The sequence below is a fragment of the Mycolicibacterium sp. XJ2546 genome (assembly GCF_053483195.1).
The window spans coordinates 62,354-86,618 of sequence record NZ_JBEFRW010000012.1 but is presented as its reverse complement, the minus strand read 5'-3'; the positions used below and the strand labels follow the sequence as shown (position 1 = coordinate 86,618).

The window sequence follows — 24,265 nt, the reverse complement described above, 5'->3', positions numbered from 1 at the left end:
GTCGAACGTAGCGCGTGCCCCCGGCCGGGGCGTCGCCGGTTTCTGCGCGGCGGTCGTTCTCGTGCCCCCGGGACCACAGCCGTGGCGCAGAATCGGGGCGAGAACCGAACCGGGGCTGTGCTACCAACAGGGCATGACCGCGACGCCGTTCGACGACCTCGACGACTACATCGCGCTGCCGCGCGTCTCCGGGCTGGCGGTGTCCTCGGACGGGACCCGGGTGGTGACGACGATCGCCGAACTCAACGACAAGCGCACCGAATTCATCACCGCGGTGTGGGAACTCGACCCGGCGGGCAGCCGGCCCGCGCGACGGCTGACCCGCGGCGCAAAAGGGGAGTCGTCACCCGTCTTCGCCGCCGACGGTGACCTGCTGTTTCTCGCCGCGCGCCCCGCCGACGACGACGACAAACCGCCGGCGGCGCTGTGGCGTCTGCCCGCCGCGGGCGGGGAAGCCTACGAGGAGCTGGCGCTGCCGGGCGGGGTGGAGGCCGCCCGCACGGCACGTGAGGCGGACGTGACGGTGATCCGCGCGCCGATGCTGCCGTCGGCGAACACCGTCGACGACGACCGCCGGCTGCGCGACCTCCGCAAGGACAACACGATCACCGCGGTTTTGCACACCGGCTACCCGATCCGACGCTGGGACAAAGACATTGGGCTCAGCCATCCGCATCTGTTCGGACTCGGAACCGGTGAGGGCCAACCGACCGACCTCACCGTGTCACCGGCAGGCGCGCTACGCGACGCGCAGTTCGACGTCAGCGCCGACGGCCGGTTCGTGGTGACCACCTGGCAGCAGCCCGCACCGGGCGCCGCGCAGCACTCGGTGTTGATGCGCATCGACACCGACACCGGCGAACGCACCGTGATCGCCGACGAACCCGACGCCGACCTGTGGAGCCCGGCGATCGCGCCGGACGGCTCAGCGGTCGCCTATCTGCATGAGTCCTATTCGACGCCGGACAAGGCGCCCCGAATCACGCTACGCTGCTTGCGTTTCCACGGACAGTCCGAAACCGTGGCAGCCGAGTGGGACCGCTGGCCGGCGTCGGTGACGTGGGCACGCGACGGGTCGGCATTGATTGTTTCCGCCGATCAGGACGGGCGCAGCCCGATGTTCTCGATCGGTCTGGCCGACGGCGCGGTGACCCAGCTGACTTACGACGACTACGCCTACACCGATGTGACGGCCGCGCCTGACGGTGTCCTCTATGCGTTGCGCAGCTCGTACGCCGCGCCGCCGCATCCGGTGCGCATCGACGCCGACGGCGCAGTGACGGAGCTGCCGTGCGTGCAGGCCCCGCAGCTGCCGGGCGCGCTGACCGAGCTGGAGGCGACGGCGGCCGACGGCGCCAAGGTGCGGTCCTGGTTGGTGCTGCCCGATGGTGACGGGCAGGCGCCGCTGCTGCTGTGGATCCACGGCGGACCGCTGGCCAGCTGGAACTGCTGGTCGTGGCGCTGGAACCCGTGGTTGCTGGCCGCACGCGGATACGCGGTGCTGCTGCCCGATCCGGGCCTGTCCACTGGCTACGGCCAGGACTTCATCACCCGCGGCTGGGGCGCGTGGGGCGGCGCGCCGTTCGAGGACCTGATGGCGGCCACCGACGCCGCATGCGAGCACCCCCGCGTCGACGCCGGGCGGACCGCGGCGATGGGTGGATCCTTCGGCGGCTACATGGCCAACTGGGTCGCTGGCCACACCGACCGGTTCGACGCCATCGTCACGCACGCCAGCCTGTGGGCGCTCGACCAGTTCGGCGGCACCACGGACTCGTCCTATTTCTGGGTGCGCGAGATGACCCGGGAGATGGGCGCGACGTACTCACCGCACCGCTTTGTTGACCAGATCCGCACCCCCATGCTGGTCATCCACGGCGACAAGGACTACCGGGTGCCGATCGGGGAAGCCCTGCGGCTGTGGTACGAGTTGCTCACCGACTCCGGCCTGCCCGCCGGTGCGGACGGCACCAGCGCACACCAGTTCTTGTACTTTCCCTCCGAGAACCACTGGGTGCTCACCCCGCAACACGCCAAGATCTGGTACCAGGTGGTCACCGCGTTTCTGGCCCGCCATGTGCTCGGTGAAGACATCGAGCTTCCCGAAACCCTCGGGTAGCGTCGCCCTCATGAGCGCAGCGGAGCCGGGAGACCGGCGACATTCAACCCCGCAACGGGAATTCGACATCGTCGTATACGGGGCAACCGGATTCGTCGGCAAGCTGACGGCCGACTACCTGGCCAGAGCCGCCGGAGACGCCCGCATCGCGCTGGCGGGCCGCTCGCAGGACAAGCTGCTCGCCGTGCGCGACGAACTGCCGGCGTCGGCGCAATCCTGGCCGCTGATCACCGCCGACGCATCGCAGCCGTCGTCGCTGAACGCCATGGCGGCGCGCACCCAGGTGGTGGTGACCACCGTGGGCCCCTACATCAAGTACGGGTTGCCGTTGGTGGCCGCGTGCGCGGCCTCCGGCACCGACTACGCAGACCTGACCGGTGAGCCGATGTTCATCCGCCAAAGCATCGACCTCTATCACAAACAGGCGATCGACACCGGCGCGCGCATCGTGCACTCGTGCGGATTCGATTCCATCCCTTCCGATCTCACGGTGTTCGCGCTGTACCGCAGGGCACAGGAGGATCAGGCGGGACAGCTCACCGACACCAACCTCGTGGTGCGCAAGTTCGCCGGCGGGGTGTCGGGGGGCACGGTGGCCTCGATGCTGGAGGTGATGCACACCGCCTCCACCGATTCGGAAGCCAGGCGGTTGATGGAGGACCCCTACACCCTGTCCGAGGATCGCAGCGCCGAGCCGGAGTTCGGGGCGCAACCCGATATGAGGTGGCGCCGCGGCGCCGAGATCGCGCCGGAGCTGAAGGGATACTGGACCGGCCCGTTCGTCATGGCCACCGTCAACACCCGGATCGTGCGGCGCAGCAACGCATTACTCGACTACGGCTACGGCAGGCGGTTCGAATACGGTGAGCAGATGAGCGTGGGCCGCTCGGTCCTCGCGCCGGTGGCCGCGGCCGTCTCGGCAGCCGGCAACACCGCCACCCTGGCTCTGGGCAGTCGGTTCTTCCACCGGTTGCCACGCAAGCTCGTCGAACGCGTGGTGCCCAAGCCGGGCACCGGCCCCAGCGAGCGCACTCGCGAAAGCGGGCACTACACCGTCGAGACCTACACCACCACGACGACGGGCGCCCGGTACAAGGCCACGATGTCGCAGCAGGGAGACCCCGGCTACAAGGCCACCTCGGTGTTGCTCGGCGAGAGCGGTCTGGCGCTCGCCCTCGACCGGGACCGGCTGTCGGACCTACGCGGGGTGCTCACCCCGGCCGCGGCGATGGGCGACGCGTTGCTGGCGCGGTTCCCGGCCGCGGGCGTGTCATTGGAGACGTCCCGACTGATCTGATCCGCCGTGCCGAACACGTCCGCCACCAAGACCGATTGGATTACTGTCGTCGCGTAGCGGTTGCGCACAATCCCTGCGACGAAGGGTGGGCAGTCAGGCTGGTCTCGACGAACTCTTCAACCAGATCCCACCCAGGGATCGCTTCAACAGGTTGGGCGTCGACCACAACGAGGTGAACGACGCCATCCGGATCCTGGTGCCCGTCCTCGTCGGCGGATTGCAGCAGAACGCCTAGGACGCCGGAACCGCGTCAAATACGGGGGCCGATGGTGGATATCGCTGAACGTCGAGGCTGCCGATATGCACCCGAATCTGCAACATCCGGCCCGTCATCCGGAAGACAACACCGGCTGGGTGGGTGTGGATCGCGGCCTGTCGGCGTTTGTGGTCGCCGCCACCGCGGAGGGCACTGAGGTCGCCCGGATGGGCGACGCGCCCAAAGCGTTGGCCACCGGGCTCAAACAGCAACGTTGTCTTTCGAAATCGTTATCGCGCAAGAAGAAAGGATCGCAGAACCGTAAGGATGCCGCCGCTAGATTGGGCCAGCATCATCGTCGTGTGGCCAATATGCGTCGCCATTTCCAGCATCAGGTTGCCAACAAGTTGGTCAAGACTCACGACCGGCTCGTCATCGAGAATCTGAACGTGGCCGGAATGTTGGCCAATCGCCGGCTGGCTCTCGCGATCTCGGATGCTGGCTGGGCCGAGTTCGCTCGCCTGCTCAAATACAAGCAGGCGTGGCGCGGCGGCCACCTTGTCGAAGCCGACCGCTGGTATCCATCGACGCGCCTATGCCCCCAATGCGGGGTAGTCAATCGTTCGATGACGCTGTCCGATCGGGTGTTCGCCTGTGGTTGCGGCTATTACGCTGACCGTGATCTCAACGCGGCGGTGAACCTGGCCCGCTGGGGCCGGGCCGACCATGACGATAACGTTCATCGATCCCCGGACCCCCAAGCAGGAGGCCGGGCCACCAATGCCCGCCGACGGGACGGCGCTGGCCAACACCCTCGTGTCGGTGAAACCAGCCCGGATGACGCGGGAACCGGCGATCACACCGCACCCGCGGCCTGAAACCAACCGGATGCCCGAGAAGGGCGGTGTCGACCACTCAACCGAGTTTTTCGACACGCTTTAGAATTGCCGGGTGACCTCAACCCCCCGCCGCGCCGCCGATCCCGGCGTTGAAGCATTGCCCAAGTCGTGGGACCCGGGCGCGGCGGAGGCCGACCTCTACGAGGGCTGGGTGGCCGCCGGCTACTTCACCGCCGACGTCACCAGCACCAAACCCGCCTACTCGATCGTGCTGCCGCCGCCGAACGTGACCGGCAGCCTGCACATGGGCCACGCGCTCGATCACACGCTGATGGATGCGCTGACCCGGCGCAGGCGGATGCAGGGCTACGAGGTGCTGTGGCTGCCCGGGATGGACCACGCCGGAATCGCCACCCAGTCGGTGGTCGAAAAGCAACTCGCCGTCGACGGCAAGACCAAAGAGGACTTCGGCCGCGAGTTGTTCGTCGACAAGGTGTGGGACTGGAAACGCGAATCGGGCGGCACTATCGAAGGCCAAATGCGCCGCATCGGCGACGGCGTGGACTGGAGCCGCGACCGGTTCACGATGGACGACGGGCTGTCGCGGGCGGTGCGCACGATCTTCAAACGGCTCTTCGACGCGGGCCTGATCTACCGCGCCGAACGGCTGGTGAACTGGTCGCCGGTGCTCGAGACCGCCGTCTCCGATCTCGAGGTCAAATACGAAGACGTCGACGGTGAGCTGGTGTCGTTCCGCTACGGTTCGCTGTCCGACGACGAACCACACATCGTGGTGGCCACCACCCGGATGGAGACCATGCTCGGCGACACCGCGATCGCGGTGCACCCCGACGACGACCGCTACCGCCACCTGGTCGGCAAAACCCTGCCGCACCCCTTCCTCGAGCGCGAAATCGTCATCGTGGCCGACGAACACGTCGACCCGGAGTTCGGCACCGGCGCGGTCAAGGTCACCCCGGCCCACGACCCCAACGACTTCGAGATCGGCATGCGGCACGGGCTTCCGATGCCCACCATCATGGACACCAAGGCCCGGATCACCGACACCGGCACGCAATTCGACGGGATGGACCGGTTCGAGGCGCGGGTGAAGGTTCGCGAGGCGCTGGCCGGCCAGGGCCGCATCGTCGAGGAGAAGCGGCCGTACTCGCACAGCGTCGGGCACTCCGAACGCAGCGGTGAGCCGATCGAACCCCGGTTGTCGCTGCAGTGGTGGGTCAAGGTCGACGCGCTGGCCAAGGCGGCAGGCGACGCGGTGCGCAACGGCGACACTGTGATTCACCCCAAGAGCCTGGAACCGCGCTGGTTCGCGTGGGTGGACAACATGCACGACTGGTGCATTTCACGGCAGCTGTGGTGGGGCCACCGCATCCCGATCTGGCACGGACCCGACGGCGAGATGGTGTGCGTCGGCCCGGACGAAACCCCGCCCGCGGGCTGGGATCAGGACCCCGACGTGCTCGACACCTGGTTCTCGTCGGCGCTGTGGCCGTTCTCCACCATGGGCTGGCCCGACCACACCCCCGAACTGCAGAAGTTCTACCCGACAACGGTTCTGGTCACCGGCTACGACATCCTGTTCTTCTGGGTGGCCCGGATGATGATGTTCGGCACGTTCGTCGCCGGCGACGACGCGATCACCGACTACGGCAAGCGCGCACCGCAGGTGCCGTTCGAGAACGTCTTTTTGCACGGGCTGATCCGCGACGAACACGGCCGCAAGATGAGCAAATCGCGCGGCAACGGGATCGACCCGCTGGACTGGGTGGAGAAGTTCGGCGCCGACGCGCTGCGCTTCACGTTGGCCCGCGGTGCCAGCCCCGGCGGCGACCTGTCCATCGGCGAGGACCACGCGCGCGCCTCGCGCAACTTCGCCACCAAGCTGTTCAACGCCACTCGGTTCGCCCTGATGAACGGGACCAAACCCGCTGCGCTGCCGGACACCTCGCAGCTCACCGACGCCGACCGGTGGATTCTGGGCCGGATGGAAGTGGTGCGCGCCGAAGTCGACACGGCGTTCGAGGGCTACGAATTCAACCGGGCCTGTGAAGCGCTGTACCACTTCGCCTGGGACGAGTTCTGCGACTGGTACGTGGAGCTGGCGAAAACCCAACTGGCAGAAGGTATCGAGCACACGACAGCGGTGCTTGCGGCTGTGCTGGACACCCTGCTCAAGCTGCTGCACCCGGTGATGCCGTTCGTCACCGAGGTGCTGTGGAAGACGCTGACCGGCCAGGAGTCGCTGGTGGTGGCCGACTGGCCCGAACCCACCGGCTTTACGGTGGACCCCGTGGCCGCACAGCGGGTCGCCGATATGCAGAAGCTGATCACCGAAATACGCCGGTTCCGCAGCGACCAAGGGCTGGGCGACCGGCAGAAGGTGCCCGCGCGGTTGTCCGACATCGACGCCGCTGACCTGGCCGCCCAGGTGCCCGCCGTCAGCGCGTTGGCGTGGCTGACCGCCGCCGACGATGGGTTCAACCGCACCGCCGCCATCGAGGTGCGGCTGTCGAAGGGCACCGTCACCGTCGAGGTCGATACCTCCGGCACTGTCGACGTGGCCGCCGAGCGGCGCAGGCTCGAGAAGGATCTCGCCGCCGCGCAGAAGGAATTGGCGGGCACCACAGGCAAACTCGGCAACGAGGCGTTTCTGGCCAAAGCGCCGGCGGATGTGGTCGACAAGATCCGCGGACGCCAACGGCTGGCCGAGGAAGAAGTCGAGCGCATCACCGCGAGGCTGGCGTCGCTGAAATGACGAAACCCGTCCCAACGCCGGACGAGATCGCGTCGCTGCTTCAGGTCGAGCACCTGCTCGACCAGCGTTGGCCCGAAACCAAACTCGAGCCGAGCACCGCACGCATCGCGGCGTTGATGGAGCTGCTCGGCTCGCCGCAGCGGGGCTACCCGTCGATCCACATCGCGGGCACCAACGGCAAGACGTCGGTGGCGCGCATGGTCGACGCGCTGCTGACCGCTCTGCACCGGCGCACCGGGCGCACCACCAGCCCACACCTGCAGTCGGCCGTGGAGCGGATCTCCATCGACGGTAAGCCGATCAGCCCGGCGCAGTACGTGGCCACGTACCGCGAAATCGAACCCTTCGTGCACCTCGTCGACGAGCAGTCCGAAAAGGCGGGCGGGCCCGCGATGAGCAAGTTCGAAGTGGTCACCGCGATGGCGTTCGCCGCGTTCGCCGACGCACCGATCGACGTCGCGGTCGTCGAGGTCGGCCTCGGGGGACGCTGGGACGCCACCAACGTCGTCAACGCCCCGGTCGCCGTCGTCACCCCCATCTCCGTGGACCACGTCAACTACCTCGGCGACACGATCGCCGAGATCGCTTCGGAGAAGGCCGGAATCATCACCAAGCAGGACGAGGATCTGGTGCCGACCGACACCGTGGCCGTCATCGCCCGGCAGGCCCCCGAGGCGATGGAGGTGCTGCTGCGCCAGACCGTCGCGGCCGAGGCCGCCGTCGCGCGTGAGGATTCGGAGTTCGCCGTGCTCGGTAGGCAGATCGCCGTCGGTGGCCAGCTTCTGGAACTGCAAGGCCTCGGCGGCGTGTACACCGAGATCTATCTGCCGCTGCACGGTGAGCACCAAGCGCACAACGCGGCCGTGGCGCTGGCCGCGGTCGAAGCGTTCTTCGGGGCCGGCTCGCAACGCCAACTCGACGTGGAGGCGGTACGGGCCGGCTTTGCCGCCGTGGCCAACCCGGGACGGCTGGAGCGGATGCGCAGTGCGCCGACGGTGTTCATCGATTCTGCCCACAACCCGGCGGGCGCGTCGGCGCTGGCGCAGGCGCTCACCGAGGAATTCGACTTCCGCACCCTCGTGGGCGTCGTCGCGGTCATGGAGGACAAGGACGTCGACGGCATCCTGAGCGCGCTGGAACCGGTGTTCGATCAGATCGTGGTGACGCACAACGGTTCCCCGCGCGCGCTCGACGTGGCAGCGTTGGCGTTGCGCGCCGAGGAGCGGTTCGGCCCGGAACGGGTTGTCACCGCGGACACCCTGCCCGACGCGATCGAGACCGCGACGGCGATCGTCGAAGACCCAGGCAACGACGGCGAGGCGTTGGGTGGTGCCGGAATCGTGATCACCGGTTCGGTGGTGACCGCGGGCGCGGCGCGGACCCTGTTCGGAAAGGACCCGCAATGACCCAGCAGCCGGACCCGTGGAAGAGCTTCCGCGGCGTGATGGCCGGCACGCTGATCCTGGAGGCCATCGTGGTGCTGCTTGCACTGCCGGTGGTGGCGCGCATCGGGGGAGGGCTGACCGCGGCCAGCGGCGGCTACCTCATCGGCTTCGCGGTGTTGCTCGTGTTGCTGTGCGGCGTGCAGGGCCGGCCGTGGGCGATCTGGGTGAACTTGGCCGTTCAGGCGGTGTTCGTCGCCGGGTTCCTGGTCCACGTCGCGATCGGGCTGATCGCGGTCATCTTCCTGGTGGTGTGGTTGGTGATCGCCTACCTGCGCGCCGAGGTGCTGCGCCGGCAGAAACGCGGACTCTTACCCGGACAGCAGCAGTCGCCCGACTAGGCTGTCGGCCGTGACTGAGCGGACCCTCGTATTGATCAAGCCCGACGGCGTCAAGCGGCGCCTGATCGGCGAAGTTCTCAGCCGGATCGAACGCAAGGGGCTGACAATCGCGGCGCTGCAGCTCAAGGACGTCAGCGAGGACCTGGCCCGTCGGCACTACGCCGAGCACGAAGACAAACCGTTCTTTGGCTCGCTGCTGGAGTTCATCACCTCCGGGCCGGTAGTGGCGGCCATCGTGGAAGGCCCCCGCGCCATCGCCGCGTTCCGCCAGCTCGCCGGCGGCACCGATCCCGTCGAGAAGGCCGCACCCGGCTCGATCCGCGGTGACCTGGCCTTGGTCACCCAGGACAACATCGTGCACGGCTCGGATTCACCGGAGTCGGCCGCCCGCGAGATCGACCTCTGGTTCCCAGGCAGCTAAACACCGATATCGCCTGCTCGTGCGGCATGGTCGGGCGAGTTGGCGTGATGTGGGATACTTGTCGTGGGTTACCGACCTGTAATTGGGGTCGGACGCCCGAATGAAGACTTAGACGTGCGCGACCATCGCCACGCGCGGTGCGGCGCCGACCGTCCAGCCATCATTCGCAATAGGCGCCGGGATGGTTCCACCCAGGAGCCGCTCGGGGCGAGACCATAACAAGCTCGGGGACGTTTACCCGGGCCAATAGCGGAAGCCCTCGCGTGGCCGCGTCAAGCACGACGCGCCCGGGGGCTTAAGGAGACTACGTGGCCGACAATGTCCATTCTCAAGACCATTCCCAAGCCCCGACCGAAGAAGACCAGACATCACCCAGTGAGGACCCTCAGCCCGAGGGGCTGAGGGTTTCCGACACGGTCGTCGAAACGCCCGCCGAACCGCCGGAGGGCGAGACCGTCGCGGCGGACACCGAGACCGCGGAGCCGGAAGCCGAGACGGAGTCCGAGCAGCCGCCGGACACCGCGGCGCCCGCCAACTCCGAGCCCGCCGACTACCTTCCGCTGTTCGTCGCGCCCCAGCCCGTCGCCGTCGACTACCGCTCCGCTGATGACGACGAGGACGACGACAGCTCGGACTCCGATGACGACTCGGATTCCGACGACGACCAGTTCGAGCGGCCGTCCGGCAGGCGCAGGCGCCGGGGCCGGCGCGGCCGAGGGCGTGGCCGCGGCGAGCAGAGCGGTGACGACGACTCCGACGACACCGACAGCCAGAGCAGCGACTCCGACGACGACTCTGACGACTCCGACGACGACACCAACGACGACGACAACACCGGCGCGGAGGGCGCGACCCGCCGTCGTCGCCGCCGCCGTCGTCGCAAGTCCGGCTCCGGCGACGACAACGACACGGCGTCGGCGCCCGACGACCCGCCCAACACCGTCGTGCACGAACGCGAGCCGCGGAAGGCCACGAAGGCCGACAAGTCCGCCAGCGGCGACGGCGAGATCCAGGGCATCAACGGATCGACCCGGCTGGAAGCCAAGCGTCAGCGCCGCCGCGACGGTCGCGACGCGGGCCGGCGCCGCCCGCCGATCCTGAGCGAGGCCGAGTTCCTGGCCCGTCGCGAGGCGGTCGAGCGGATGATGGTGGTGCGCGACAAGGTCCGCACCGAGCCGCCGCACGAGGGCTCCCGCTATACGCAGATCGCGGTGCTCGAGGATGGCGTCGTCGTCGAACACTTCGTGACGTCGGCCGCGTCGGCGTCGCTGGTCGGCAACATCTACCTGGGCATCGTGCAGAACGTGCTGCCGTCGATGGAAGCCGCCTTCGTCGACATCGGCCGCGGCCGCAACGGGGTGCTCTATGCCGGCGAGGTGAACTGGGAGGCTGCGGGCCTCGGCGGGCAGAACCGCAAGATCGAGCAGGCGCTCAAACCCGGCGACTACGTCGTCGTGCAGGTCAGCAAGGACCCGGTGGGCCACAAGGGGGCGCGGCTGACCACGCAGGTGTCGTTGGCCGGCCGCTTCCTGGTCTACGTGCCGGGCGCGTCGTCGACGGGGATCAGCCGCAAGCTGCCCGACACCGAACGGCAGCGGCTCAAGGAGATCCTGCGTGAGGTCGTACCGCAGGACGCGGGCGTGATCATCCGCACCGCCTCCGAGGGCGTCAAGGAAGAAGACATCCGCTCCGACGTCGACCGGCTGCAGAAGCGCTGGGCCGAGATCGAGGCCAAGGCCGCCGAGATCACCGAGAAGAAGGCCGGCGCGGCGGTGGCGCTCTACGAAGAGCCCGACGTGTTGGTCAAGGTGATCCGCGACCTGTTCAACGAAGACTTCACCGGGCTCACCGTCGCCGGCGACGACGCGTGGAAGACCATCACCGAATATGTGAATAACGTTGCGCCGGAACTTCTTCCGAGGATGACGAAGTATGAGCCCGTTGCGCCCGACGGTCCGGACGTGTTCGCGGTGCACCGCATCGACGAGCAGTTGACCAAGGCGATGGACCGCAAGGTGTGGCTGCCATCGGGCGGCACGCTGGTCATCGACCGCACCGAGGCGATGACGGTGATCGACGTCAACACCGGCAAGTTCACCGGATCGGGCGGCAACCTCGAGCAGACCGTCACCCGCAACAACCTCGAGGCCGCCGAGGAGATCGTGCGCCAGCTGCGGCTGCGCGACATCGGCGGCATCGTCGTCATCGACTTCATCGACATGGTGCTCGAGTCCAACCGCGACCTGGTGCTGCGCAGGCTGACCGAGGCGCTCGCCCGGGACCGCACCCGCCACCAGGTTTCCGAGGTCACCTCGCTGGGGCTGGTGCAGTTGACGCGCAAACGGTTGGGCACCGGGCTGATCGAGGCGTTCTCCACGTCGTGCACGCACTGCAGCGGGCGCGGCATTGTGGTGCACACCGACCCCATCGACTCGACGTCGGGCAACGGGCGCAGTTCCGGGGGCGGTCGTCGGGGCAAGCGCGGTAAGCGCGGCGGCAAGTCCGACGATGTGGCGGTCGCCAAGGTGCCTGCCCATCCGGCCGGGGAGCATCCGATGTTCAAGGCGATGGCCGCCACGGCCGAACGCCAGGACGACGAGGAGAACGGCGAGGGGAACGGCGAGGAGAAGAAGCCCGCCGAGACGGTCGCCGAGGCCGATTCCGATAGTATCCGCGAGGCGGTGTCGTCCTCGGAGGAGGACGACGAGGACTCGTATGAGCCCGACGACGAGGACGACTCGGACGAGGACGAGGACGAGATCGACCTGGATTCCGACGACGATGAGGACGACATCGACGATGACATCGAGGTCATCAACGGCGACTCCGACTCCGATGACGACGATGACTCCGACGAGGACTCCGACGACGACGATGATTACGAGGACGAGGACGAGGACGACGACTCCGATGACGACGACGAGCGGTCCGTCGGGGTGACCCGCCCGGGCGGTCGGCACCGTCGGCGCGCCGCAGCGCGACCTGCGGGTCCGCCTGGACCGGCGCCGTGACCTGCGGTGATTTGACCCTTGCGGCACGGCTCAAGTAGCCTTGAGCAGTTGTCGCCAGGCCCTGCCGGCGATGTCCAAACCCAGACCAGCGCAGTCGCGAGCAGCGCTGTGTGCAGAAACGACGTAGGAGCACGAGCACGATGGCAGCCGAGAAGGCCACGTACGCAATCGTCAAGACGGGCGGCAAGCAGTACAAAGTCGCCGTCGGAGACGTGGTCAAGGTCGAAAAGCTCGACGGCGAACCCGGCTCGAAGGTCGCGCTGCCCGTCGCCCTCGTCGTCGACGGAGCCAAGGTCACCAGCGACGCCAAGGCCCTGGAGAAGGTCGCCGTCACCGGCGAGGTGCTCGAGCACAAAAAGGGCCCCAAGATCCGCATCCACAAGTTCAAGAACAAGACCGGCTATCACAAGCGTCAGGGCCACCGTCAACAGCTGACGGTCCTGAAGGTCACCGGCATCAAGTGATGAGCCGTCAGGCGAAGAACAGATAGCAGAGGCGAGGACTTACGACATGGCACACAAGAAGGGCGCTTCCAGCTCACGTAACGGTCGCGACTCCGCAGCCCAGCGGCTCGGCGTCAAGCGCTTCGGCGGCCAGATCGTCAAGGCCGGCGAGATCCTGGTGCGGCAGCGGGGTACGCATTTCCATCCCGGCGCTAACGTCGGCCGCGGCGGCGACGACACGCTGTTCGCCACCGCTCCCGGCGCCGTGTTGTTCGGCTCCAAGCGTGGCCGCAAGACGGTCAGCGTCGTGCGACCGTCCGCGGAGGCCTAACTCCGCCGTCGAAACCGACGTTTTGGCGTTAGGCTCTCGCACTTTCGCGCCCAAACGTCCCTTTCGGCGAATGGAGAGGAGTATCCGATGCCTCGGTTTGTCGACCGCGTGGTGATTCACGCGCGGGCCGGCAACGGCGGCAACGGCTGCGCCTCGGTCCACCGCGAGAAATTCAAACCGCTCGGCGGCCCCGACGGGGGCAACGGCGGCCGCGGCGGCAGCGTCGTGCTGGTCGTCGACCCGCAGGTGCACACGCTGCTCGACTTCCACTTCCGCCCGCATGTCGTCGCGCCGTCGGGCAAGCCCGGCGCCGGCAGCAACCGCGACGGCGCCGCGGGCGATGACCTGGAAGTCAAGGTGCCCGACGGCACCGTCGTCCTCGATGAGAACGGCCGCCTGCTCGCCGACCTGGTCGGCGCCGGCACCCGTTTCGTGGCCGCCGCCGGCGGTCGCGGCGGGCTGGGCAACGCGGCGCTGGCCTCGCGTGCCCGCAAGGCGCCCGGCTTCGCGCTGCTCGGCGAAAAAGGTGAGGTCCGCGACCTCACGCTGGAGCTCAAAACCGTCGCCGACGTCGGGCTGGTCGGATTTCCGTCCGCGGGCAAGTCGTCGCTGGTGTCGGTCATCTCGGCGGCCAAACCCAAGATCGCCGACTATCCGTTCACTACGCTGGCGCCCAACCTCGGCGTCGTGTCCGCCGGCGAGCACACCTTCACCGCCGCCGACGTGCCCGGCCTGATCCCCGGCGCATCTTCTGGCCGCGGCCTGGGCCTGGACTTCCTGCGTCACATCGAACGCTGCGCCGTGCTGGTGCATGTCGTGGACTGTGCAACGGCCGAACCGGGCCGCGACCCGATCTCCGACATCGAGGCGCTCGAAGCCGAACTGGCCGCCTACACTCCGACGCTGAAAGGCGACAGCACGCTGGGTGATCTCGCGCAACGCCCAAGAGCGGTGGTGCTCAACAAGATCGATGTGCCCGAGGCGCGTGAGCTCGCCGAGTTCGTCCGCGAGGAGATCGCCGACCGGTTCGGCTGGCCCACCTTCGCCGTCTCCACGGTCACCCGAGAAGGGCTGCGGTCCTTGACATTCGCGTTGTGGGACATGGTGTCGGCGTACCGCGAGGCGCAGCCGCCCGACGTGGCGCGCCGGCCGGTCATCCGGCCCGTACCGGTCGACGAGACCGGGTTCACCGTCGAACCCGACGGCCACGGCGGTTTCGTCGTACACGGCGTGCGGCCCGAACGATGGATCAGCCAAACCGATTTCGACAACGACGAAGCCGTCGGCTATCTGGCCGACCGGCTGGCTCGACTCGGCGTCGAGGACGAACTGCTCAGGCTCGGCGCCACCCCCGGCTGCGCCGTCACGATCGGCGACGTCACCTTCGACTGGGAGCCCCAGACGCCCGCCGGCGTCGACGTGCCGCGGTCCGGGCGCGGCACCGATGCGCGGCTGGAGCAGACCGACCGGGTGTCGGCAACCGAGCGCAAGGCGGCCCGCCGTGAGCGCCGCCGACCCGACGGTGAGTCGTGAGCGCCCACCGCGACGCCATCCGCCGCGCCCGCAGCGTCGTCGTCAAGATCGGCACCACCGCGCTGACCACACCGTCGGGGGTGTTCGACGCCAGCCGGCTGGCGACCCTGGTCGAGGCGATCGAAGGTCGGATGCGGGCCGGTTCGGATGTGGTGATCGTGTCATCGGGTGCGATCGCCGCCGGTATCGAACCGCTCAAGCTCTCCAAGCGCCCGGCCGACCTGGCCACCAAACAGGCCGCCGCCAGCGTCGGGCAGGTGGCGCTGGTCAACGCGTGGAGCACGGCGTTCGCCCGCTATGAGCGCACCGTCGGGCAGGTGTTGCTGACCGCGCACGACATTTCGATGCGGGTACAGCACACCAACGCCCAGCGCACCCTGGACCGGCTGCGCGCGCTGCACGCCGTGGCGATCGTCAACGAGAACGACACCGTGGCCACCAACGAGATCCGGTTCGGCGACAACGACCGGCTTTCGGCGCTGGTGGCCCATCTGGTCGGCGCCGACGCGCTGGTGCTGCTGTCTGACATCGACGGCCTCTACGACGCCGACCCGCGCAGGGGCCAGGCGCGCTTCATCCCGGAGGTGGCCGGGCCGGGCGACCTCGACGGTGTGGTCGCCGGGCGGGGCAGCAACCTGGGTACCGGCGGGATGGCCTCGAAGCTGTCGTCGGCGCTGCTGGCCGCCGACGCCGGGGTGCCGGTGCTGCTGGCCGCGGCATCCGACGCCGCCACCGCGCTACGCGACGCGTCGGTCGGCACCGTCTTCGCCCCGCGCGGCGAACGGATGTCGGCGCGCCGGTTCTGGGTGCGCTACGCCGCCGAGGCGTCGGGGGCATTGACGCTGGACGACGGCGCGGTGCAAGCGGTCGTGCGGCAACGCCGGTCGCTGCTGGCCGCCGGCATCACCGCGCTGTCCGGGCGCTTCTACGGCGGTGACGTCGTGGAGTTGCGGGCGCAGGACGCCACGATGGTCGCGCGCGGCGTGGTGGCCTATGACCACGCCGAGCTGGAGACCATGTTGGGCCGCTCGACCTCAGAGTTGCCCGCTGAGTTGCGCCGCCCCGCCGTGCACGCCGACGACCTGGTCGCCGTTTAATCTGCGATTTCGGCGCGGTTAAGCCCCGAGAGCGTCCTTTTGCGCGCCCAACTCGCAGACCAGCCGCGTCAGCATTTCGGAGCACCCGCTGTCGATTTTGAGCGTGGCGAGCTCGTCGCCGCGGGTGGGTCCGCGGTTGACGATCGCGATCGGCATACCGGCCGCCGCTGCGTGCCGGACGAACCGGTAGCCGGAGTACACCGTCAGCGACGACCCGGCCACCAGCAGCACATCGGCGGCGTCGACCATGGAGAATGCCTGCGCGACACGGTCTTTGGGAACGTTCTCGCCGAAATAGACGATGTTGGGTTTGAGCATGCCGCCGCACTGCCCGCAGTCGACGACGCGAAACGATGCGGTGTCGTCGACTACCGCGTCGGCGTCGGGGGCCACGGCGATGCCGCCGAGTCGCTGGGCGCGCTGCGCGAAGCCCGGGTTGGCGGCTTCCAGCAGGTCAGCAAACGCTGCCCGCGACATCGCATGCCCGCAGTCCAGGCAGATCACCTCGGCGTAGGTGCCGTGCAGGTTGACCACCGCACGGCTGCCCGCCTTGGTGTGCAGCAGGTCGACATTCTGGGTGATCAGCCCGCTGACGACGCCGGCCTGCTCGAGCTGCGCCAGCGACCGGTGACCGGCGTTGGGCCGCGTGTCGTCCATGTGCCGCCAGCCGAGGTGGTTACGCGCCCAGTACCGCTGCCGAAACTCCCGGTCGGAGGTGAACTGCCCGATGGTCATCGGGTTACTGGGCGGCGAGTCGGGCCCGCGGTAGTCCGGGATACCGGAGTCGGTGGACATGCCGGCGCCGGTCAGCACTGCGACCCGGCACCCTCGCAGCAGCGCGACGAGTTCCGCAGCATCCATGGTGTCGAGGGTACGGCTCAGTTCATCAACGCCTGGGGTGAGAGCTCTTTGAGCATCGCGTTCGCCCAGCGCATCTGCCGCAGCGCCTGCGGATGGCAGCGTTGGGTCAACTCCAGCAGCCGCTGGTCCTTGGCGGCCTGGGCGCCTTGGGCCAGCAGTTCCCAGTCGAGCGATACACCGGCTGCCAGCCGGTGCAGGCGGCGCAGGTCGGCGAGCAGCAGCAGGGCGGGTTCGGGGCGGCGACCGACGCGGTCGCTGATCCACTGCTGCGCGGCGCCGGTGAGAGCCACCGTGCGGGGATGTTCCCTGAGCCGAACGTCGTAGCGCCGACCCGTTTGCGCCACCAGCGCGACATGCTCTTTGGACCAGCGGGCAAGGTCTTGTGCCACATAGAAGATGGCGTGATCGTCGTGGTGGCGGGCGGCGATCGCATCCAGTGCGCGGGCCACCCGCAACTCCGAGCGGTGCAACTCGCGTAGCGCCAAACCAAGTTTCATGGTGTCTCCGTAGATTCCGATACCTGCGCCGCCGCGCCTCCGGTAGTCGCATCGACGGCGGCAGACACCGGTGCCGACGCGGCGGTGGTCGGTGCCGGTGCCGGCGCGCCGCCTTGGCCGACCCGGGCGACCTTGGCCGCCGCGGTCTTGTAGATGGGCTGTTTGGACACCGGATCCCAGTCGGTGATCGTCAACTCGTTGGCGGCCCGCTGACGTGCGGGGCCGTCGACGTCCCAGTAGCCGTAGTGGAACGGAACGAACACCACGCCGTCGCGGATACCGCTGATCCGGCACGCCGCGGTGACCGCGCCGCGCGGGGTCCTCACTTCGACGACGTCACCCTCGGCGATTCCCAACCTCCGGGTGTCGGCGGCCGACATCTCTACCCACGGTTCGGGTGCGGCCGCCTGCAGTTGCGGTGAGCGGGCGGTCTTCGTGCGGGTGTGGAAGTGATACAGGGTACGACCGGTGATCAGCACGAACGGATAGTCGTCCGACGGTGGCTCGTGCAGCGGAATGTATTCGGCGGCTTTGAGAATCGCCTTGCCGAACGGGTTCATCGCCCGGTATTCGGTGGGTTCCAGCGGCGCGCCGGTGATCAGATCCTTGCCGTAGGCCTCGCAGTAGTCCGGGTCCGCCCAGAACTTCGCGTCGGAGTACAGCCGTTCGGTGCCGTCGGGCCGATCGTCGTTGCACGGCCACTGGATTCCGGCCGAATCACGCAGCTTCGCATAGCTCAAGCCGGTGTAGTCGCACGGCCGCCCGGCGCTGCACTTCGTCCACGCTTCGAACGCCGACTCCGCGTCGCTGAAGGGCGGCAGCGGGGCACCGTCGTTGTCCCGAAATCCCATGCGGCGCGCGAAATCCAGGAAGATGTCGAGATCCGGACGGGCCTGCCCGGGTGGTTCTACAGCTTTCTCGGACAGGTGCACGGTGCGGTCGGCGTTGGTGAACGTGCCGGTCTTCTCACCCCAGGCGGCGGCGGGCAACACCACGTCGGCGAGCTCGGTCGTCTCGGTCGGGTAGATGTCCTGCACCACGAGGAACAGCCGGTCCTGACCCAGAATGCTTCGGATCCTTGCCAATTCAGGTAGTGACACCGCGGGGTTGGTGGCGCTGACCCACAACATGCGAAGCGTGCCCTGCTCGGCGTACCTGAACATCTGCATCGCGTGCGTCGGAGGCGCGTAGTGCGGGATCTGCATCTGGTCGATGTTCCACAGCTCGGCCAGCTCGGCGATGTGGGAGTCGTTGGACCAGTTGCGGAAACCGGCTAGGTCACCGTCGGCACCGCACTCCCTGGTGTTCTCCGCGGTCGGTTGGCCGTTCATCTGCAGCAGGCCGCACCCCGGCCGGCCCAGCATGCCGCGCACGATGTGGATGTTGTTGACCTGCACCGCGGCCGCCGTCGCCTGATGGGATTGATAGAAGCCCTGCAGCACCGTCGACAGCAGCGCGGTCGCGGTGCCGAGCAGCCGCGCTGCCGCCTGCACGTCGGCGGCCGGTACGGCGCAGATCTGGGCGACGCGTTCCGGTGGGAACTCGGCCACCCGCTTCTTCAACTCCTCGAAACCGACGGCGTGCTGGTCGACGTAGGCGTCATCCACCCACCCGTTGCGCACGATCTCGTGCAACAGGCCGTTCATCAACGCCACGTTGGTGCCCGGCAGCGGGGCGAGGTGCACCGTCGCGTGGCGGGCCACCTCGGTGTCTCGCGGATCGACGCAGACGATCGCGGGCGGGTCCTCGCCGGCCAACCGGTCCAGCATCCGCATCCACAGCACGCTCTGGGTCTCGGCGACGTTGTGCCCGAACAACGCGATGACGTCGGCGTGGTCGACGTCGGTGTAGGAGCCGGGCTGACCGTCGCAGCCGAAGGACTCCTTGAGCGCCTCGGCGGCGGTGGCGGTGCACAGCCGGGTGTTGCCGTCGACGTGGTTGGTGCCGATCGCCCCGTGGGCGATGACCCCGAGCGTGTAGTACTCCTCGAGGAACAGCTGGCCGCTGGTGTAGAAGCCGATGGAGCCAGGGCCAAATGTGTCGAGCAGGCCGTGGGTCTTTTGCACGACCGCGTTCATGGCGGTGTCCCAATCGGTTTCGACCAGCCGCCCGTTGCGGCGGATCAGCGGCGTCGTCAGGCGGTCGGCCGACGCATTGGCCTGCCAGCCGAACAGGTCCTTGGTGTCCACCCGCCCGTGGTTGACCCGATCGTCGGCGCGCCCCCGCACCCCGACGATGCGGCCGTCCTTGACCGCGATGTCGAGCCCGTCACCGTTGGAGTGCAGCACCGAGGCCGACTGCACCCAACGGTCGACCGAATCCGAATCCAGCCCGTCGGCGAGGTACATGTCGACGCGCTGCGGCCACCGCGCGCCCTTGGCGTAGGGCATTCGCGTGCCCCACGGCTCGGCGATGCGATCGCGTTTACCGCTGCTCATTTCGCCTCGCAGGAACGTGTGACGCCGCCGATCGTGACGGGGAACGGTGGTTCGAGTGGCTCATCGCCGAAGCCGTACCCAGCCGTTGCTTCGTCAAACGTCCGAAGCCCATGCGGTTTGTTGCCGCTGCCATTGGGTAGGAGTTCGCGTGTTCGCGCCGGCTGTTGTGACGGAACGAGGCCGGCCGGTGCCATTGACCCGGGAGGAATGACAGGGTGTGGTTCGACGGTTGGGCGGATGCCGCGAGAGTGCTGGTGATCGGTGCGGCCGCCTACGGTACATTGATTGTGCTGCTTCGCATTTCGGGAAAGCGCACGCTCGCCAAACTCAACGCCTTTGATCTCGTCGTCACGGTCGCGGTCGGGTCCACGCTGGCGACGATTCTGCTCAGCTCCGAGGTGTCGTATGTCGAGGGCGTGACGGCGCTGGCACTTCTGGTGGCCCTGCAGTTCGCTGCGGCGCTGATCTCCTCCCGTGCGCGGGTCGGCCGGATGGCGCTGAAGTCGACGCCGACGCTGCTGCTGTCCAGCGGGCGGTTTCGGGAGTCGGCGCTGCGCGGGCAGCGGGTGAGCGCTGATGAGGTGCGGCAGGCGGTACGCGCGTCGGGTCGTGGTGATGTCGCCGACGTCGCCGCCGTGGTGCTCGAGACGGACGGTTCGCTCAGCGTCATCTCGGCCGAGCAGGCCGGTGACGGATCGGCGCTGGCCGGCGTCGACCAGGCACCTGTTTTCGGCCGCGGCCGGCGGGTAAGCGACGGGCAAGCGCCCAGAGTCGAGGAGGAGACCATGGATGTGGCCGGCAGGATGCTCGAGACCTACCCGCAGGATCTGGGCGGTATCGACCGCGGAAAACTCGCGGCTGCTATAGCGGCCTGTGTGGAGTGTGCGCAGGCGTGTACCGCATGCGCCGACGCCTGCCTCGGTGAAGCGTCGGTCGCGCATCTGACCAGGTGCATCCGCACCAACTCCGACTGCGCAGACATCTGTGCGGCCACCGCCCGGGTTCTGTCGCGGCAAACCGGTTACGACGCCCACCTCACCGCCGATGTGCTGAAGTCTTGTGTGACCGCCTGCCGCACGTGTGCCGACGAATGCGGCAGCCACGCCGAACACCACGAGCACTGCCGGATCTGTGCCGACGTCTGCCGCCGGTGTGAGCGCGCGTGTGACGAGCTGTTGGCCGAGGTCCGCTAGCGGCCACGGGCCCGCTCCGCCGCCGAGCGCCGAGATCGACGTTCGACGGATCTACCTCGCACGTTCCCGCCCGTTTGCCCCTGTGGGCGAGAAAAGAATCAGCCGATCGCGTCGGCGACCGCTTGGGAGGCCGCGCGCAGCGCGGGCCAGTCCCCACGCCAGCCCAGCACATGCAGCGCCAAATCGGCGGTGCGTTGCGGCTGATCCGGTTCACCCATCCCGTCGGCCCGCATGTTCGGCAGCGACTCGACCAGCCGGAACACCACATCCTCGTCGACGCCGACGTCGAACGCGTCGGCGCAGCGCTGTCGACCGTCGAGCACGCGATGCACCAGCGTGTGATACGCCTGCCGCAACTGGCCGCGCTGCCGGTGGAATTCGTCGAAACGCGGGGCGCGGACCTCGGGCAGCAGATACAGGATGCCGAGGTTCCACGGGCTGTCCCACAGCAGCCGGCCGTCGAGGTACGTGAACGCGTGCAGCAGCACCGCGGCCGGCTCCTGGCGGTCCAGCAGGCGCTGCGCGGCGGCCAACGACGACGCCACGGTGCCGTGCAGCAGCGCCGCCAGGATGTCGTCCTTGGTGCGGAAATGGTGATACAGCGACGCCTGCCGGATGCCGACCGCCTCGGCGATCTGGCGGGTCGACGTCGCCGCCACCCCCAGTGTCGTGAACAACTCCGCCGCGGCGTCCAGCACCTCGTCGCGGGCGGTGTCACCCGGCCGCTTGCGCTCCTCGAGTCGGGGACGTCCGCCCCCGGTGGTGTGCACGCGTCGATCCTGCCAGCCGGGCGGGTCCGACGCGTGCGCACCCACGGTGTTCACGCGTGTCAGGGCTGGACCGCCGTGAGCGTGGCGGGCGTCGTCTCGACCGCGGTGGCCGGCTCGGCCGGCGCAACCGGACGCGTCGTCATCAGCGCCACCACCACGTAGGCCACCAGGGATGCGGCCCCGGCCAGCAGGGTGGACCAGCCGTCGACCGCTGTCGACACCCACTCGTTGGGGAAGTACAGCAGCGTGTTGTCGACGCCGTAGATGGTCGGGCTGAGCACGAAGAAACTCAGCCGCACCGCGCCGCCCACCACGATCGCCGCGGTCGCGGCCGCGGCTCCGCCCCGCGACCAGTACAGCCCGAGGATGAACGGCACCACGAGACTGGCCAGCAGCAGGTCGAACGACAACGTGAGCAGGATCCCGGTCTGCGGAACCCGCAGCGCCACAACGGCTGCCAGCGCCGCCATCGGCAGGGTCCACCACCGGGTGGCCCGCAGGATCCGCGGGGTCATCACGGTGGCGTGCTCATCGATGCGGAACACGTTGCGCACCACCACCGATGCCGTCGACAGCAGGATCCCGCTGACGGTGGTCAGCGTCGCCGCCAGCAGCCCGGAGATGACGATGATCGCCAGCCACGTCGGCGCGAACTGGCCCAGCAGCGTGTAGAGGATCGGGCCGTCACCGGCGGCGTCGCCGACGATGCCGACCGCCGCGAGCGCCACGAACGACAACGGAATGCACAGCACCAGAATGCCTGCGGCCGCGGTGAAACAGGCCTGCTGCGCCGCACCCGGGCTGCGCGCCGAGAAGACGCGCTGCATCAAGTCGATCGCGACCAGGTTGCCCAGCGCCAACGCGATGATGGTGGCCCAGTTGATCACCGCACCGGACTCGGCGGAGGTGAGCTGGTTGAGGTCACCGGCGCCCAGGCCCTCCGGTGCGCTGAACCCGTGTGTGGTCGCCACCCAGATCACCAGTGAGAACACCGCGATGACGTTGACGATCACCTGGGCGACGCCGGTGTAGACGCTGGCGAACATGCCGCCGGTGATGGTGTAGAGCAGCGCCAGCGGGATGGTGATCATGATGCCGAGGGTGTAGGACACGCCGAGGAAGCGTTCCAGTAGAAAGCCCAGCGCAACGAGGTTGCCGGCCAACAGGATCGCGAAGCTGCCGACCGTCAGACACGACGACACCGTTTCGATGCCGCGGCCGAAGCGGTTGCGGAAGTACTCCGGCAAGGTCACCACGCTGGTGGCACGCAACCGTTTGGCGAAGAACAATCCCATCAGAAACAGGCACAGCGCCAAGCCGATCGGCAGCGCCGCGCCGGCCCAGAAACCGAAGGTGGCCGACAGGTCGGCGTTGCCGATGGTGGCGTTGGAATCGACGGGCTGCGCGATGAGCACGGCGGCGACCAGAACCGCGGGCAGCGTGCGCCCGGCGACCAGATAGTTGGCGGTGTCACCGCGCACCCGCCGCGCGGAGATCACCCCGCTGACGGTGAGGACAAGCATGAAAAGGGCAACGCCGGTGATGATCATGGCGGAACTCCAAACGACGGTGGGATGGTTGGGGAGTTCCGGCGCCGATGCCGGAGTGACGGGTCGTCAGTGTGATGCGTTGGTGCTCAGTGGTTTGCGTCCGAAGCTGGCGAGCGGGCGGGCGTCGTCGGGCAGGTTCACCTCCCCCCGGGCCAGGCGTTCTTTTAGATAGCGGAAGCTCTGCGCGGTCTGGGCGAACAGGTGCTCCCCGGCGATCACGGGCGACATCGCCGGTTGGCCGTCGCGCACGAACGCGGGCAGGGGAGCGACGACGGTGTCGTGGTCGACGTTGACGAACAGCGGGAACGAGTACCGCTCCTCGGCGACCCTGCGGACTCGGTGGGTGGTGGCGACGAACTCGCCGTTGGTCCAGATCTCCAGCAGGTCACCGATGTTGACGACGAACGCGTCGTCGATGAGCGGCACGTCGATCCACTCGCCGGCCGCGTTGAGAACCTCCAGGCCCGTCGCGGTCGGCCGCAGCAGCGTGAAGCACTCGTAGTCGGTGTGGGCGCCGATGCCGGGTCGGTCGGCGGCGTCGGGATCGTAGGGGTAGTGCAGCAGCCGCAGCTGCGACGGCGGTGCGGTCACGTGCCGCTCGAAGCGGTCCGCGGGCTCGCCGAGCGCGACCGCGAACGCCCGCAACAGCGCCCGAGAGAGCGCAAAAACCGCGTTGTACCAGGAGGTTACGGCCTCGCGGAAGCCCGTCAGCCGGGGCCACTGATTGGGTCCGAGCAGGGGATGGCCGGCCAGGTAGCGGGGATCGTCGGCCGGCAGCTCGAACGCCACGTCGAACGCCTCCTTGGTGTCGTAGCTGCCCTCGGCGAAGATCTCCTCGCCCGGCGGCACGTAGCCTCGGTGGTTGCTCGACCGGCCGATGTACACCCGGCGTTTCTCCTCGTCGGGCTGGGCGAAGAACGCGCGGGTGCGGTCGAGCAGGGCGGCGAACAACGCCGGATCCACGCCGTGGCCGACGATCTGCGCGAAACCGACCCGCCGGGCGGCGTCGCCCAGGGCATGCACCGTGTCCTGGTAGCCGGATCCGGCCTCGTCGAACAGCGCGGCGATGTCGAGCACCGGCACGTCGGTGAATGTTGTTGTCATAGAGCG

The 24,265-nt window shown here is 68.4% G+C and carries 20 protein-coding genes and 1 pseudogene; 15 read left to right on the top strand and 6 right to left on the bottom strand.

Going from position 1 to position 24,265, the window contains the following annotated elements:
* The first annotated feature begins 133 nt into the window (after window positions 1–133).
* The 13 genes from ABQE44_RS19040 (at window position 134) to proB (ending at window position 15,846) form a co-directional block, all read left to right on the top strand.
* Window positions 134–2,119: a S9 family peptidase gene (locus ABQE44_RS19040; protein ID WP_448431352.1), complete on the top strand. Its 1,986-nt coding sequence runs from the start codon at window positions 134–136 to the stop codon at window positions 2,117–2,119.
* Window positions 2,120–2,129: 10 nt separating this feature from the next.
* On the top strand, window positions 2,130–3,416 hold the full coding sequence (locus ABQE44_RS19035; RefSeq protein ID WP_448431350.1) for a saccharopine dehydrogenase family protein: 1,287 nt from the start codon (window positions 2,130–2,132) through the stop codon (window positions 3,414–3,416).
* A gap of 85 nt (window positions 3,417–3,501) precedes the next feature.
* The gene (locus tag ABQE44_RS19030; RefSeq protein WP_448431398.1) at window positions 3,502–3,651 is read left to right on the top strand and encodes a hypothetical protein; all 150 of its coding nucleotides are present in this window, start codon (window positions 3,502–3,504) and stop codon (window positions 3,649–3,651) included.
* A complete protein-coding gene (locus ABQE44_RS19025) occupies window positions 3,633–4,490 on the top strand; it encodes an RNA-guided endonuclease InsQ/TnpB family protein (protein ID WP_448431396.1) in 858 nt (285 codons plus the stop codon). The genes ABQE44_RS19030 and ABQE44_RS19025 overlap by 19 nt, the downstream gene beginning before the upstream one ends.
* Window positions 4,491–4,563: 73 nt before the next feature.
* On the top strand, window positions 4,564–7,227 hold the full coding sequence (locus ABQE44_RS19020) for a valine--tRNA ligase (protein WP_448431348.1): 2,664 nt from the start codon (window positions 4,564–4,566) through the stop codon (window positions 7,225–7,227).
* On the top strand, window positions 7,224–8,633 hold the full coding sequence (folC, locus tag ABQE44_RS19015) for a bifunctional tetrahydrofolate synthase/dihydrofolate synthase (protein ID WP_448431346.1): 1,410 nt from the start codon (window positions 7,224–7,226) through the stop codon (window positions 8,631–8,633). The genes ABQE44_RS19020 and folC overlap by 4 nt, the downstream gene beginning before the upstream one ends.
* On the top strand, window positions 8,630–9,010 hold the full coding sequence (locus ABQE44_RS19010; RefSeq protein ID WP_448394601.1) for a DUF4233 domain-containing protein: 381 nt from the start codon (window positions 8,630–8,632) through the stop codon (window positions 9,008–9,010). Before folC ends, ABQE44_RS19010 begins: the two co-directional genes overlap by 4 nt.
* Before the next feature lie 10 nt (window positions 9,011–9,020).
* Entirely contained in the window at window positions 9,021–9,431 is a 411-nt protein-coding gene (ndk, locus tag ABQE44_RS19005) for a nucleoside-diphosphate kinase (protein ID WP_448394602.1), read from the top strand.
* Window positions 9,432–9,739: 308 nt separating this feature from the next.
* Entirely contained in the window at window positions 9,740–12,442 is a 2,703-nt protein-coding gene (locus ABQE44_RS19000) for a ribonuclease E (protein WP_448394603.1), read from the top strand.
* Window positions 12,443–12,582: 140 nt separating this feature from the next.
* The gene (gene rplU / locus ABQE44_RS18995) at window positions 12,583–12,906 is read left to right on the top strand and encodes a 50S ribosomal protein L21 (protein ID WP_448394604.1); all 324 of its coding nucleotides are present in this window, start codon (window positions 12,583–12,585) and stop codon (window positions 12,904–12,906) included.
* 46 nt (window positions 12,907–12,952) lie between these two features.
* Window positions 12,953–13,216, top strand: coding sequence for a 50S ribosomal protein L27 (gene rpmA, locus ABQE44_RS18990; RefSeq protein WP_448394605.1), 264 nt, complete (start codon window positions 12,953–12,955; stop codon window positions 13,214–13,216).
* Window positions 13,217–13,303: 87 nt separating this feature from the next.
* A complete protein-coding gene (gene obgE, locus ABQE44_RS18985; protein ID WP_448431344.1) occupies window positions 13,304–14,749 on the top strand; it encodes a GTPase ObgE in 1,446 nt (481 codons plus the stop codon).
* Window positions 14,746–15,846, top strand: coding sequence for a glutamate 5-kinase (gene proB, locus ABQE44_RS18980; protein ID WP_448394607.1), 1,101 nt, complete (start codon window positions 14,746–14,748; stop codon window positions 15,844–15,846). Before obgE ends, proB begins: the two co-directional genes overlap by 4 nt.
* Window positions 15,847–15,864: 18 nt before the next feature.
* Here the strand turns inward: proB and ABQE44_RS18975 are convergent, their stop codons facing one another.
* Genes ABQE44_RS18975 through ABQE44_RS18965 form a run of 3 tightly spaced genes read right to left on the bottom strand, consistent with a single transcriptional unit; the run spans window position 15,865 to window position 19,642 of the window.
* Window positions 15,865–16,707: an NAD-dependent protein deacetylase gene (locus ABQE44_RS18975; protein ID WP_448394608.1), complete on the bottom strand. Its 843-nt coding sequence runs from the start codon at window positions 16,705–16,707 to the stop codon at window positions 15,865–15,867.
* Between the two features lie 17 nt (window positions 16,708–16,724).
* The gene (locus tag ABQE44_RS18970; RefSeq protein ID WP_448394609.1) at window positions 16,725–17,204 is read right to left on the bottom strand and encodes a hypothetical protein; all 480 of its coding nucleotides are present in this window, start codon (window positions 17,202–17,204) and stop codon (window positions 16,725–16,727) included.
* Window positions 17,201–19,642 carry a molybdopterin oxidoreductase family protein gene (locus ABQE44_RS18965; protein ID WP_448394610.1) on the bottom strand — a complete coding sequence of 814 codons (2,442 nt, stop codon included), beginning with the start codon at window positions 19,640–19,642 and terminating at the stop codon, window positions 17,201–17,203. Before ABQE44_RS18965 ends, ABQE44_RS18970 begins: the two co-directional genes overlap by 4 nt.
* A 215-nt stretch (window positions 19,643–19,857) precedes the next feature.
* Here ABQE44_RS18965 and ABQE44_RS18960 point away from each other — a divergent pair.
* Window positions 19,858–20,358 (top strand): annotated as a pseudogene (locus ABQE44_RS18960) (DUF421 domain-containing protein); the annotation flags it as partial.
* A gap of 69 nt (window positions 20,359–20,427) precedes the next feature.
* Window positions 20,428–20,835, top strand: a complete 408-nt coding sequence (locus ABQE44_RS18955; RefSeq protein WP_448394675.1) for a four-helix bundle copper-binding protein — start codon at window positions 20,428–20,430, stop codon at window positions 20,833–20,835.
* A 98-nt stretch (window positions 20,836–20,933) separates the two neighbouring features.
* Here ABQE44_RS18955 and ABQE44_RS18950 read toward each other — a convergent pair whose 3' ends face one another.
* The 3 genes from ABQE44_RS18950 to ABQE44_RS18940 all read right to left on the bottom strand — a co-directional run bounded on the left by ABQE44_RS18950 (window position 20,934) and on the right by ABQE44_RS18940 (window position 24,259).
* Window positions 20,934–21,605, bottom strand: a complete 672-nt coding sequence (locus tag ABQE44_RS18950) for a TetR/AcrR family transcriptional regulator (protein WP_448431342.1) — start codon at window positions 21,603–21,605, stop codon at window positions 20,934–20,936.
* A gap of 59 nt (window positions 21,606–21,664) precedes the next feature.
* Window positions 21,665–23,155 carry a high affinity choline transporter 1 gene (locus ABQE44_RS18945; protein ID WP_448431340.1) on the bottom strand — a complete coding sequence of 497 codons (1,491 nt, stop codon included), beginning with the start codon at window positions 23,153–23,155 and terminating at the stop codon, window positions 21,665–21,667.
* Window positions 23,156–23,221: 66 nt separating this feature from the next.
* Window positions 23,222–24,259 (bottom strand): isopenicillin N synthase family dioxygenase, encoded by a 1,038-nt coding sequence (locus ABQE44_RS18940; protein ID WP_448394612.1) that lies wholly within the window; start codon window positions 24,257–24,259, stop codon window positions 23,222–23,224.
* Between the last annotated feature and the right edge of the window lie 6 nt (window positions 24,260–24,265).

Bases quoted from the DNA above. Each gene is read 5' to 3' on its own strand.
- rpmA (WP_448394605.1), top strand. From the start codon at position 12,953: ATGGCACACAAGAAGGGCGCTTCCAGCTCACGTAACGGTCGCGACTCC.
- ABQE44_RS18965 (WP_448394610.1), bottom strand. From the start codon at position 19,642: ATGAGCAGCGGTAAACGCGATCGCATCGCCGAGCCGTGGGGCACGCGA.
- ABQE44_RS19035 (WP_448431350.1), top strand. From the start codon at position 2,130: ATGAGCGCAGCGGAGCCGGGAGACCGGCGACATTCAACCCCGCAACGG.
- ABQE44_RS18945 (WP_448431340.1), bottom strand. From the start codon at position 23,155: ATGATCATCACCGGCGTTGCCCTTTTCATGCTTGTCCTCACCGTCAGC.
- ABQE44_RS18975 (WP_448394608.1), bottom strand. From the start codon at position 16,707: ATGGATGCTGCGGAACTCGTCGCGCTGCTGCGAGGGTGCCGGGTCGCA.
- ABQE44_RS19040 (WP_448431352.1), top strand. From the start codon at position 134: ATGACCGCGACGCCGTTCGACGACCTCGACGACTACATCGCGCTGCCG.
- ABQE44_RS18940 (WP_448394612.1), bottom strand. From the start codon at position 24,259: ATGACAACAACATTCACCGACGTGCCGGTGCTCGACATCGCCGCGCTG.
- ABQE44_RS18970 (WP_448394609.1), bottom strand. From the start codon at position 17,204: ATGAAACTTGGTTTGGCGCTACGCGAGTTGCACCGCTCGGAGTTGCGG.
- ABQE44_RS18955 (WP_448394675.1), top strand. From the start codon at position 20,428: ATGGATGTGGCCGGCAGGATGCTCGAGACCTACCCGCAGGATCTGGGC.
- obgE (WP_448431344.1), top strand. From the start codon at position 13,304: ATGCCTCGGTTTGTCGACCGCGTGGTGATTCACGCGCGGGCCGGCAAC.
- rplU (WP_448394604.1), top strand. From the start codon at position 12,583: ATGGCAGCCGAGAAGGCCACGTACGCAATCGTCAAGACGGGCGGCAAG.
- ABQE44_RS19010 (WP_448394601.1), top strand. From the start codon at position 8,630: ATGACCCAGCAGCCGGACCCGTGGAAGAGCTTCCGCGGCGTGATGGCC.
- folC (WP_448431346.1), top strand. From the start codon at position 7,224: ATGACGAAACCCGTCCCAACGCCGGACGAGATCGCGTCGCTGCTTCAG.